This is a genomic window from Agarivorans gilvus (genome assembly GCF_001420915.1).
In the GTDB taxonomy this organism is placed as follows: Bacteria; Pseudomonadota; Gammaproteobacteria; order Enterobacterales; family Celerinatantimonadaceae; genus Agarivorans; species Agarivorans gilvus.
Genome location: NZ_CP013021.1, coordinates 3,711,957 through 3,723,462, shown reverse-complemented (window position 1 = coordinate 3,723,462; position 11,506 = coordinate 3,711,957). Strand labels below are relative to the sequence as shown.

13 protein-coding genes are annotated in these 11,506 nt (G+C 47.3%); 6 read left to right on the top strand and 7 right to left on the bottom strand.

Annotated elements, in window-relative coordinates; genetic code table 11:
• The first annotated feature begins 11 nt into the window (after positions 1-11).
• Entirely contained in the window at positions 12-194 is a 183-nt protein-coding gene (locus AR383_RS17680; protein WP_055734329.1) for a DUF2061 domain-containing protein, read from the top strand.
• A 16-nt stretch (positions 195-210) separates the two neighbouring features.
• Positions 211-405: a DUF4250 domain-containing protein gene (locus tag AR383_RS17675; RefSeq protein ID WP_055734328.1), complete on the top strand. Its 195-nt coding sequence runs from the start codon at positions 211-213 to the stop codon at positions 403-405.
• Positions 406-453: 48 nt separating this feature from the next.
• On the opposite strand, the gene AR383_RS17670 is transcribed toward AR383_RS17675, so the two are convergent.
• Positions 454-1,134 carry a YciC family protein gene (locus tag AR383_RS17670; RefSeq protein ID WP_055734327.1) on the bottom strand — a complete coding sequence of 227 codons (681 nt, stop codon included), beginning with the start codon at positions 1,132-1,134 and terminating at the stop codon, positions 454-456.
• 37 nt (positions 1,135-1,171) lie between these two features.
• Positions 1,172-1,888 carry an HAD family hydrolase gene (locus tag AR383_RS17665; RefSeq protein ID WP_055734326.1) on the bottom strand — a complete coding sequence of 239 codons (717 nt, stop codon included), beginning with the start codon at positions 1,886-1,888 and terminating at the stop codon, positions 1,172-1,174.
• A gap of 154 nt (positions 1,889-2,042) precedes the next feature.
• Between AR383_RS17665 and AR383_RS17660 the strand changes: the two genes are divergently transcribed.
• Positions 2,043-2,279: a DUF2375 family protein gene (locus tag AR383_RS17660; protein WP_055734325.1), complete on the top strand. Its 237-nt coding sequence runs from the start codon at positions 2,043-2,045 to the stop codon at positions 2,277-2,279.
• 1 nt (position 2,280) lies between these two features.
• On the opposite strand, the gene AR383_RS17655 is transcribed toward AR383_RS17660, so the two are convergent.
• Together AR383_RS17655 and metE are read right to left on the bottom strand one after the other, a co-directional pair.
• Positions 2,281-3,738 (bottom strand): MATE family efflux transporter, encoded by a 1,458-nt coding sequence (locus AR383_RS17655; protein ID WP_055734324.1) that lies wholly within the window; start codon positions 3,736-3,738, stop codon positions 2,281-2,283.
• A gap of 97 nt (positions 3,739-3,835) precedes the next feature.
• The gene (metE, locus tag AR383_RS17650; protein ID WP_055734323.1) at positions 3,836-6,094 is read right to left on the bottom strand and encodes a 5-methyltetrahydropteroyltriglutamate--homocysteine S-methyltransferase; all 2,259 of its coding nucleotides are present in this window, start codon (positions 6,092-6,094) and stop codon (positions 3,836-3,838) included.
• A gap of 252 nt (positions 6,095-6,346) precedes the next feature.
• On the opposite strand from metE, the gene AR383_RS17645 reads away from it, so the two are divergent.
• On the top strand, positions 6,347-7,258 hold the full coding sequence (locus AR383_RS17645) for a LysR substrate-binding domain-containing protein (RefSeq protein WP_055734322.1): 912 nt from the start codon (positions 6,347-6,349) through the stop codon (positions 7,256-7,258).
• 101 nt (positions 7,259-7,359) lie between these two features.
• On the top strand, positions 7,360-8,370 hold the full coding sequence (locus tag AR383_RS17640; RefSeq protein WP_083481674.1) for a GGDEF domain-containing protein: 1,011 nt from the start codon (positions 7,360-7,362) through the stop codon (positions 8,368-8,370).
• 24 nt (positions 8,371-8,394) lie between these two features.
• On the opposite strand, the gene AR383_RS17635 is transcribed toward AR383_RS17640, so the two are convergent.
• Entirely contained in the window at positions 8,395-8,691 is a 297-nt protein-coding gene (locus tag AR383_RS17635) for a hypothetical protein (protein WP_055734320.1), read from the bottom strand.
• Between the two features lie 263 nt (positions 8,692-8,954).
• Between AR383_RS17635 and AR383_RS17630 the strand changes: the two genes are divergently transcribed.
• Complete coding sequence (locus AR383_RS17630; protein ID WP_055734319.1) at positions 8,955-9,914, top strand: endonuclease/exonuclease/phosphatase family protein; 960 nt, start codon at positions 8,955-8,957, stop codon at positions 9,912-9,914.
• Here AR383_RS17630 and rarD read toward each other — a convergent pair.
• Positions 9,895-10,836, bottom strand: coding sequence for an EamA family transporter RarD (gene rarD / locus AR383_RS17625; protein ID WP_055734318.1), 942 nt, complete (start codon positions 10,834-10,836; stop codon positions 9,895-9,897). The two genes, AR383_RS17630 and rarD, sit on opposite strands and share 20 nt — an antisense overlap.
• Positions 10,837-10,898: 62 nt before the next feature.
• On the bottom strand, positions 10,899-11,480 hold the full coding sequence (locus AR383_RS17620) for a hypothetical protein (protein ID WP_157051785.1): 582 nt from the start codon (positions 11,478-11,480) through the stop codon (positions 10,899-10,901).
• Positions 11,481-11,506: the final 26 nt, after the last annotated feature.

Here is an 11,506-nt window from a genome sequence, read left to right as displayed (position 1 = left end):
GAGGAAAACTCATGATTAAAACCATCACATTTGCCAGTATGCATTTTAGCATTGCCTTTTTGGTGACTTGGATATTAACTGGCGACATTATGATTGGTGGCTTAGTCGCCATTGTTGAACCCACAATAAACAGCATTGCCTACTTCTTCCACGAAAAAGCCTGGTTGAAGTGGGGTTTGCACGCTACTCATTAATTTAAGGAGAGGGGAAATGCTAGACCAACAACGCGTTAATACCATGGACATTCATATGCTGGTAAGCATTGTTAACATGCAGATCCGTAATGATTTTTCCACGCTAACAGAGCTTTGCCAGTTTTACGAGTTAGACCAACAACAGCTGCTACAACGCATGGCCGCAGCGGGTTACCAACTACAAGACCAACAACAATTTACCGCAGCTTAAGTGCTTAAACAGCCGCTAAGCCACGGCCAAAGACTTGTTAGTTAAGCTTTAAACGCTTTGCTTATCAGAGTGAATGACGCTATATACGCGATAAGCAAATACCAAAAAATAAACCTCTAGCAATTGCCCCGCTACCCGATTAATAAATAGCCAAAACTCTGCCGCCTGATGAGCTAAGAGAAAACGATGAATGCCCCATACTGGCACCATGGTTAGCCCCGCCACCACAATCACCCCCGCCAAAAGCTGCCATTTTAAAGGCTCGGTTTGTCGCCAACTATTACTAATGGCCTGAATCGGCGGTGTTTTATTCATTACACAATCAATGTCTGCTACCAGCAAGCGGCTGGCAATCACCAGACCGGGGAAAATGAAAAAGCTTAAGCCCAGCATCACTAAGCAAAAACTCATGGCAATTAACAAAAATAAATTGGGCCAAATGCTTAAAGAAGCCTGAAAACATTGAGCAATAGACCAGCGTTGCTGCATAAACACCGCTCGCATATAGAGAATAATCGCTCCTTGATAAATCGGCTGCATCAGCAAGCCCAAGCCCACATATAACCAATAACTATAGGGGGACGATTGTTCAGGCTGCTGGAAATAACTGCTCTGAACTAAAGCAAAGGGAATGGCAAAAGGCACCACCATCGCCGCTAAGCTAAAAAAATGCCGGCGATAAAAATGCCAACTGTCGGCCAACCAATCCCACAGGCGACTAAAATCCATGACGGCCCTCTTGTGCTCTATCTATGTTCACCAGAACTTACCCCTTATCCAGTTCGATACAATGGATTAATTGCGTTAACGAAGAAATTTGCCAAGCCACGCCCTGATAAGGCTGAACCTGAGCAGCTAAACCATCACGCTTCAGCCAAATACTTTGCATACCGGCAGCAGCAGCGCCTTGCGCATCGTTAGCTAAATTGTCACCAATATAACAGCATTGACTGAGCGACACCTGCGCCCGTTGCGCTGCCTGCTGAAAGATGGCCGCCTTGGGTTTAGCCGCGCCGGCAGCTTCGGCAGTTAAAACAAATTCAAAATAGGGATTTAGCCCTGCCGCGGTCACCTTGCGTTGTTGCATATCTTCTGGGCCATTCGACACCAAGGCTAAGCGCCAGCCCTGTTGGCGCAATTGCGCTAAGCAAGCCAGGCTTTCGGCGTAGAGCTGAGTGGCTGCAATATATTGTTGCATGAAGTATTCAAAAGCTTGCTCGGCCTCTGCATCACTCAGCTGCGGCATTTGCAAAGCTTCTCTGGCTCTGGCTTGACGCATCTCAGAAGCGCTGATTTTTGCTTGTAAAAAGTCTGGGTAATACTTTTTCAAGGCTCTTTGCCAATGGGTTAAAGCGGCGGCTTCCTGTTGCGGTTGGTAGTGTTGAAATAAGGCCTTGGCAGCACTCGCCGTGGCTTGGCCGTCGTCAACCAAAGTATCATCAAGATCAAACATTAAGACACGTGCACTACAAACTTCAGTCATGCTAATTCCTGCTATTTTTTTGCCAGATTAGCGAGCCACTTAGAGAAGTCAACGCTTGTTTACAGAAAGCCTTTGGTAGTTCAGTGAAAAATGCGGTGATCGCTATAAGTCGTGCTAGCGTTTACTAAGGGTATGACTAACTAAAGAGACCGTTATGAAGGCCAAATCCCAAGCCGCTGATGATGTGACAGTGCTCTATTATTCGCTGGATAATCCCTTGCAGCTGCGCTCGATGCTGGTAAAAAAACAATTCAGAAACCAACATGGACGAGTGGTATTAAGCCCGCAACTAAAGCACGACAAAATTATCGTGGCCTTGATTGATGGCGAAGCAAAACTGCTTAATTTACTAGGCGAACGCTGCCAACTCACGCCGCTTTCTGCTGCCTAAATTACAGTTTGATGCTATCTCCATTGGTGCTTTCATCTATTTCAGCTTCGGCGCACATATAAGCCCGACTCGAACAAAAAGGCGTGAGTGGCATGTCTGGTGATAAAGCCACTTGCTCCTCCAAACTGCGTTGATGTTTCTCGGTCACCCTATTCACCGTATAAAAGGCCAATCTTAAAGCTAATAGCCCAAACAGCACCGTGCCCACCGCTTGTCCGGCCACCACCCCTAAGGGGCCAAACCATTGACCACCCAAATAAACAAAAGGAATAGTGCCCAAGGTCGCCTTACCAAAATTAATCAAGGTGGAGGTACTGGGATAGCCCAAATTATTGAAAGCTGCATTACCCACAAACATCGCACCATTAAAAATAAAGCTGAAACTAATCCATGTGCAGAAAAAGCTAATCAGGCTGGCAGCTTCTCCGGCCACGCCAAAGCCCAAAATCACTAGCCCTTGCGCCCAGTACAGCAGCAGGCTCACCAGCAGCACAAAGCCAGTATTAAAATACAGTGCTTTAATTAAAGCATCGCGTACTCTGGGGTAATCGTGGGCACCAAAGTTTTGCCCGATGATCGGGCCTATGGCACCAGAGAGAGAGAAAATCATAGCAAAGGCTACTGGCATCATACGACCAACTACAGCCCACCCCGCCACATAGGCATCGCCAAATACGGCAATGGCCGCGGTCACATAGGCGTTGCCTATCGGCGTGGCCACATTGGTCATCATCGCGGGCCCCGCTACCTTTAATATCACTCGGTTGTCAGCCAACCATAAACGCCAGTCAAAGGCCGTTAGCAAATGGTGTTTCGACGATACTCCGTATAAAGCGACACCCGCCACGACAAAACGCGCCAGCACCGAGGCAATCGCCGCCCCAGGCAGGCCAAGACCAAAAGCAAAAATAAACAGCGGGTCTAACAATGCATTTACCCCGCCACCAGCTAAAGTCGACCACATGGCGCGCTTAGCATCACCCACCGAGCGCAGCGCAGCCCCAGCGCTCATTGCCAAACCGAGCACAGGTAACGACGGCAGTAATATGCGTAAATAATTGACCGCCAAATCATGGGTGGTGCCCTTGGCACCAATCAAAGACAACAATTCGGGGGCAAACCACCAAGCCAAAGCGGCAATGCTAGCGCTAATCAATAAGCCAGTGGCCAGTACATGGGTAACTAAACGACGTGCCCGAGCGATGTCTCGTTGACCTATCGCTTTAGAGACTAAAGCAGTCATCGCTATGGCTAAGCCGATGGAAATAGAAGTAGTGAAAAAAGCGATAGTACCAGCATAGCCGACCGCTGCGGCCAACTCTGCTTCGCCTAATAAACTGATGAAAAATAGGTCGGCTAAATCCACCAGAAACAAGGCGGTGAGACCAATTGCATTGGTCGATGACATCAAAATGATGTGGCGAAAGATATTGCCACTAACAAACTTGGCCTTAGGCATAAGGGCTAACCAAACCGGAACTTAGCCTTAGTGTAAGTGTATTTACCAGCAAAGTCATGAAGCCGCTGACCCGTATAGACCAGCGGCTTTAAACCGCTTAAGCCAAACTCGTCCGCAATTGCTGACTCGCAAGTACCATGTTAGTTAATGCAGCTTCGGTTTGTTGCCAGTCACGGGTTTTTAAACCGCAATCGGGGTTCACCCACAACCGCGCTAAGGGAATCAGCTGCGCAGCCTTGGTGATCAAGGCTTTGATCTCATCCACACTCGGAATATTGGGTGAGTGAATATCATACACACCAGGGCCAATTTGATTCGGGTATTCAAACTCTTCAAAGGCTTGTAATAAGCTCATTGCCGAGCGTGAGGTTTCTATGGTGAGCACGTCGGCATCCAAAGCCGCCACCGCCGGTAAAATCTCATTAAACTCGCTATAACACATATGAGTGTGGATCTGGGTCGAGGGTTCGGCACTGGAGGCCGCCAACTTAAATGCAGCCACCGCCCAGTCTAAATAGGCCTGCCACTGACTACGTTTTAAGGGCATACCTTCTCGAATCGCCGGTTCGTCGATTTGAATAATTTGAATGCCTGCCTGCTGCAAGTCATTCACCTCATCACGCAAGGCTAAGGCGATTTGTTCAGCAATCTGCTGGCGGCTGATGTCCTCACGCGGGAAGCTCCAACTCAGTATGGTTACCGGCCCCGTCAACATGCCTTTAACCGGCTTAGTACTTAAAGACTGGGCATATTCAGCCCACTCAAGGGTTAGCGCTTGGTTGCGACTAATATCATCAACAATGATGGCGGGTTTAACGCAACGAGAACCGTAACTTTGTACCCAACCAAAGCGGCTAACGATGAAGCCATCAAGCTGTTCGGCAAAGTATTCCACCATGTCATTACGCTCGGCTTCGCCGTGTACCAAGACATCTAAACCCAAACGCTCCTGACACTCTATCGCCTGTTTAATATGCTCGGCTAAGGCTGCTTTATAATCGGCCTCACTCAAGAGCCCAGCCTTGTATTCTCGACGTTGACGACGAATCTCTTGGGTTTGCGGGAAAGAACCAATGGTAGTGGTAGGTAATAACGGCAATGCCAACTGTTGTTGCTGTATCGCTTGGCGCTCGGCAAAGCTAAGGCTGCGTTGACGCGGTATTGAAGCGGCTTGCGCCTGTTCTTCCTGAGTGAGCGGTCTAGCCACGCGGCTTAAGGCTGCGCTGTATTGGCGGGCGACCCGCAGCGCTTGTTTATCACCATTAATCGCCTCAGCCAACAGCTGTAATTCGGTGAGTTTTTGTTCGGCAAAGGCAAGTCGGTACTCTGCATCACCTAGGTTACTTTCGGCCGCTAAATCTAAAGGACAATGTAATAACGAACAGGAGCTAGCCAACCATAGACGCTCACCTAATTGCGCCTTTAATGCGCAATAAGCCTCGATAAGCGCAGGCAGATTCGCCCGCCAAACATTACGCCCGTTGATCACTCCCGCAGACAATACCCAGTGCTCAGGTAACCAACTCAGTACCGCATCTAATTGCTCCGGCGCGGCACTTAAGTCAAGGTGTAAACCATCCACCGCTAAGGCTTTAATCACCGAGGTATTATCTAGTACATCAGAGAAGTAACTGGTTAAAAGAATTTTGCAATCACTCAAAGGCTGCTTATAGGCTTCCAGCAAGGCGCCTTTCCAGGCGATATCAATTTCCAAACCAAGGATCGGCTCATCCACTTGAACCCACTCGATACCGCGTTCAGCCAAGGCCTGATAAATTTCTGCGTAAACCGGCAGTAACTGCTTAAGTAAAGACAAACGGTCAAAATCCTTGGCCGCGCCCAATTCGTTTTTACCCAAGTACAAATATGACACCGGCCCCAAAATTACCGGTTTAACCTTGTGCCCAAGTGCCAGCGCTTCATCGACTTCTTCTAACAACTGGCGCCATTGCAGGCTGAACTGCGTTTGTTCGGAAAACTCCGGCACAATGTAGTGGTAGTTGGTATTAAACCATTTGCTCATATCGGAAGCAGCATTGCAGCAACCACTGCCTTGCTGACCACGAGCGATGGCAAACATGCTATCTAAACTCAGCTCTGCCGATTGATGGCGCCGCGGCAGGTTGCCCAGCATCATTGAGGTAGTTAGTACTTGGTCGTACCAAGCAAAGTCGCCCACCGTGACCCAAGCCTGACCCGCTTTTTGCTGTAGTTGCCAATTTTCTTCACGTAACTGCTTGCCTAGTGCAAATAATTCCGCTTGGGAGAGCTCGCCTCGCCAATAGGCTTCCAAAGCAAATTTTAACTGGCGCTGCTTACCAATTCGTGGGTAACCCAATACATGTGTGGTCGTCATCTCTTATCCTTTAGCCGTCTAGATGTTTAAAAGGCCATATTGAGCAAGACATGCCGCAAACACAATTGATAAAAAAACAAGTGAACTTGAAATTGACTCAAGTGGCTGACCAAGCCGCCGTATTAATCGGCAGATAAATTATAAAAAAATGAAATATTTTCACTTTAAAACAAGTCGTCCAGCCATTCACTGTACAAGCGAGGAGGGGCCACTTAATCTGGGCAGTGACCGTTACCAAGAGAAGGAGAAGCAATGTTAGAACTAAAGCACCTGCGCTGTATTCAAGCCATTGCCACTAGTTCCTCCTTAAAAAGTGCCGCCGAAAAACTGTTTATTACCGACTCGGCGCTATCTCATCAACTCAAAGATTTAGAGCAACGCATCGGCGAGTCATTGGTGATCAGAAAACAACAACCGCCTCGTCTCACTGCGAGTGGTCAAACCCTACTACAACTCGCGCAACAGGTATTGCCGCTCATCAAACATACCGAGCAACAGTTAAACAGTCCGCAGCAACGACTTAACTTAGCCCTTGATTGCCATGCTTGTTTTCAGTGGCTAGTACCCAGCTTGCGCCAATTTCAGCAGCAATGGCCCAGTGTGAATAGTCATTTTTGCCATGACCGGGATTACCAAGGTCTGCCCTTGCTGTTGGCTGGCGAGGCGGACTTGCTACTGAGTTCAGAATTTATTCCGCAAGCCCAGCTTTGTTATCAAGCGCTATTTGAATATGAAATGGTATTAATTGCCTCACCGCAGCAACCATTTAGCCCCAACCAGCCAATCGTAGCCGCCGATCTGCAGCAACATACTCTCATTAGTTATCCGGTGGCCAAACAGCGGCTAGATGTTTATAACTACTTGCTCAAGCCGCAGGCGCTAGAGCCGGCACAATGGAAATACGCCGACAATCCAGCCACCTTGGTGCAAATGGTCGCCGCCAACATGGGCGTCGCCGCCATGCCTTATTGGGCCGTAGAAAACTACCTACAACAACAACTGATTCAACAACACTCCTTCGAGCCTGCCATTTGGCGACCCATGTATGCGGTATACCGTAACGATGCCGACAACCCACAACTATTAGAACGTTTTGTACAATTGATTAAGCAGTATGCCTTAAGCCACCTAGCAGGCTGTAGAAAACTCCCTAAAGAGCCGTAAACCAGCTAACTTAAAGTTGACTGAATAGCTAAAATCATCTTATTTTTAAATACATAGCAATCAGTTAATTGCATTTTAGTAACCCCACTAAGGTTGGCAATATGGTAGCGGGATGGTCTCCTGTCGAATACACAGAACGCAAGATGAGTCTGGTGATGCACCTAGCAGGCTTCATTCCTAGTGCGTACTTCACCATCTTTCATTTGCTGTTTGGCATAACCTGGTTTGGCTTGATTGTTTTACCCTGTACCTTGGCTGTTTTAATCTCATTATTTCTGCTGTTTAACCAACCCGAGTCTCAGCGCTATAAAACCGCCGACATGTGGTTTTTATTATTGGCTATTCCCCCGGTATTGGTGGCGCTTACCCAATCGCAAATGCATGGCCAATACTTTGTTCCGGCATTAATTTTGGCTTGTTTTATTCACCTGCCACTGTATGTCGCCGAGCGCTTAGTGTTTGCCGTAAGCCTTGCGGCAATCATCTTGGGTATGCAACACCTTGGTTTACATCAAGGTTTACGTTTTACTCTTGGCGTGATTGCCTCCCATATTTTTGCCTGGGGGCTAGCCAGAGTATTGGTAAAACAAAACATTGAATTAAAAGAGCTGGCCTTTATGGACTCGCTAACCCGCTGCTACAACCGGCGGGCCTTGTTTGACGAACTACAAAAGGCCCAGCAGCAATATAAACGCAGTAAAATTCACTGTAGCCTGATCATGTTGGATTTGGATCACTTCAAGCAAATCAACGATCAACATGGCCATCCACTTGGTGACCAAATTTTGCTGTGGTTTAGCGGCTTTCTGCAGCAGCATACCCGAGTTAACGATCGGGTATTTCGTTATGGCGGAGAAGAATTTATTATTTTACTACACGACGCAGAATTCGATATGGCCTATCAAACCAGCGAAAAACTGCTAGCGGAATTAATCAATCAACCCGCTCCCAAAGAATTAAAGGTGAGTTTTTCGGCGGGCATTGCCAGTTTTAATGGCAAAGAAAGTATCGATGACTGGCTAGAGCGTGCCGACCAAGCCTTGTATCAGGCTAAACAAGCTGGTCGCCAACAAACTTGGCCCAAGCAAATCACCACGCTCAAACAAAGCTAAGCAACAGCGCTAAACCAGTATAGCCTAGCTAACTGGCATACTGGCTTGTTCAGTTCGCCATAAGCGCTTACCACAGGCTAGGCAAGCGCATTCGCGACGATAGTCCATTACACTCTCCAAGCCATATTCCCAGGTTTGTTCGCTATGACAATATTTACAGTTAAGTGGCTGTTCGGCGGGCTGCGAGCTGGCTTGGCGATACTCATCTAAAGTGGGCAGTCGCAACCAAAGCTTCTCATGCCCTTCACGTCGATACAATACCAACAACATAACCACCAGAAACACTAGCAATAACGGCAACAACGGTAACAACGGTAACATTAGACTCACCTTGTTAAATCTGTTTGAAAACTCAATCCAGCTTCAATACAGAAGCTAAACTCTTGCTTAATTGAATAAACAAAGCAACAATAATGTCAAAAAACAGTACCTGTTTTAGCGGGTAAGCAAAGCGCTAAGCGTGACAAAAAGTTTACGATTAGTTTGGCTAAGATAATATGCTTATTTAAGTAAGCGACGTCCATCACCGTGGTTTCTGCTTACTCACCCTTGCAATAAATAAGTCCGCCAAGGATAGGCCGATTATGCGAAAACTGCTGCAGTTCAGCTCGATTCTAGTAACACTGTTTAGCCTGTTAATGGCTGGTCTAGTGGCTTCACTGGGCTACTTTCCTGATAACACCCTAGCTATTACCATCAGCTATTTACTGCTATTTTCCCCTCGTTGGTGGGCATTGCTGCTGCTAGCATTACCGCTGTTACTGTTTCCTTTGACCAAAAAATGGCAGTGGCTAGTTTGGGCGCTGTGTGCGCTGGTATTCGTTCGTTTTCAAGACATTCAACTAAACCTGCCGCAACAGCAAGGAGGCGAACTAAGAGTTATGACGCTAAATAGTGGTGGAGGTGCCAATATTGAGCAAATTCGCCGCTTAGTGGCGTTTCACCAGCCTGATATTATCTTTATGCAAGAAACCAAAGCCGAAATTATAAAACAAATTTTTGACTCCAGTTGGTATAGCCATTGCGATACCTTATGCACGGTAAGCAGAACACCGCTTGAACACATTGGTAGTTTATCCAGAACCGGTTTTGGCGGCAGGGGGAATTTTGCAGTGTTTTATCATAGCCAAATTCAAGGGAAGACCATCAGCTTAGCCAATGTTCATTTGCCAACGCCACGCTCTACTCTAGCGGCGTTAATCCATGGTTTGGTGGATGAACAAGAGTTTCAAGACCTGCACTTTACCCGTAATATGCAAACTTCTTTACTGGCCTCTTGGGCGAAACAGCAAGACTACTACATTGCCGCCGGCGACTTTAATATGAGCGTTCAAGAGAATATTTATCAACGCTATTTATCAACCGAGCGCAATGCTATCAATCAGGTAGGTAGCGGCATAAACTACACCAAATATACCTCTTGGCACGGCATACGCATTGACCATGTATTGAGTTCGGCCAATCTTAGCTTTAGCACCGCTCAGGTGGTTAATTCGGTAGGCGGCGATCACCGCCCACTACTCGTTAACTTACATATCCCCTAGCCTTTTGCCGAACGAAGCTGAGCACACCATCAAGCGCTAATACCGCTAAGGCCAGTACTATAAATGCATAGGTTGGCCATTGGCCTTCGGCTAAACGTTCTCCTAATAGCCAGCCTACGCCAAATACCAGCATCGGCTCTAGATAAACCAGCAAACCAAATAGGGTCATCGGTAGATAATTTGAGGCAAATAAAAACAATAACATCGGCACCGTACCAGCAATGCCTAAACCTAAGTAATATAAGTTGGGAGCAAGTGCATACCAGCTATCACTTAAGCCCTCAGTCGTCACTCCGCTGTCATTCAAGCACAAATAAGCCAGCGCAATCGGCAGTAACAATAAGTTATCCAAGGTGAAAGAAACCTGACTCGGTAAGGGGTATTTACGGCGCAACATGAAATATAAGGGGTAGCCTAAAGCGATGACCAATACCACCCACGACAAACCGTCAGCCAACAAATAGGCATAAGCCACACCCAGTGCCGCCAGCACTACCGCCAACCATTGCAAGCGGCTCAAGCGCTCTTGGTAAACAAAGCGCCCAATCAGGACCAGCACCAAGGGCAGAGCAAAGTAGCCTAAGGCCACCGACAGGGTATATCCATTAACTGGGGCCCAGATGAATAACCACAATTGTAAGCCCACCAACAAAGCGGCCAAATATAGTCTTGGCCAAGCTCGCCAAGCCCTAAGCTGTTGTACCACCAAAGGCAGCTGCTTGCAGGCAAACATTCCTAGCAGCATCAGTGCACTACTCCAGAGAATTCGCTGCGCGCCTAGCCAGTTGCCACTGCTTTCATTTATCGGGAACTGATGGGTATACCAAGGCAAAAAGGCGAACATACAAGATGCCGCCAAAGAAGAAGCTAGACCCAAATAGAATCGGGATGATGAAACACCAATAAAAGACAAACTCGCCACTTAAACATTCGCTAAAAAACTGATTAAGCAGTATATAACGATCTATGGCAAGCCATTTTTAGCTAGTGAAGCACTCGCTCAGCGCTGCCTGATGCGCAGGTTGGTCCAGAATAACTACGAGCAGCGATGGCCTGCCATTGCTGTTGCATCTTGGCATAAGGGCTAGCACCATTATCGCGTTGAGCGAAATCATTTAAGATCACTCCCCAACGAAACTCATCTAATTGTTGCTTAGGCACTTTACCTTCTCGCTTAGCCAAGCCTAATACTAAAGCTTGGATCTTTTTCAGCTGCGGCGTAATAGCATGGTTCACCCCATCGGTAACCAATACCGTTTGAAAATCAGCCAACATGTTTTGCTTTAAGGCCTGCGCTTCATCCTCGGCTAAATCAGCCACAGCGATGGCTTCGGTTAATAAGCGCAACTGGCAAACTCGCGAGAAGTGGCGGTAATCTTCTTGGCATAAATCGAAGAACAACATGACATAACCACTGTTTCGCTCAATCACGGCTAAACACTCATGCTGGGCCACCGCAAAGGCATGGGCGCTCCAGCTATGGGCTAAGGCCGCGTGTTGTAAACAAGGAAGTTCTCGAGGAAGGCTAGCTTGTACATTGTTACTGATTTGAATTTCTATCATCATTTGCTCAAGTCGAATTACGATAATTC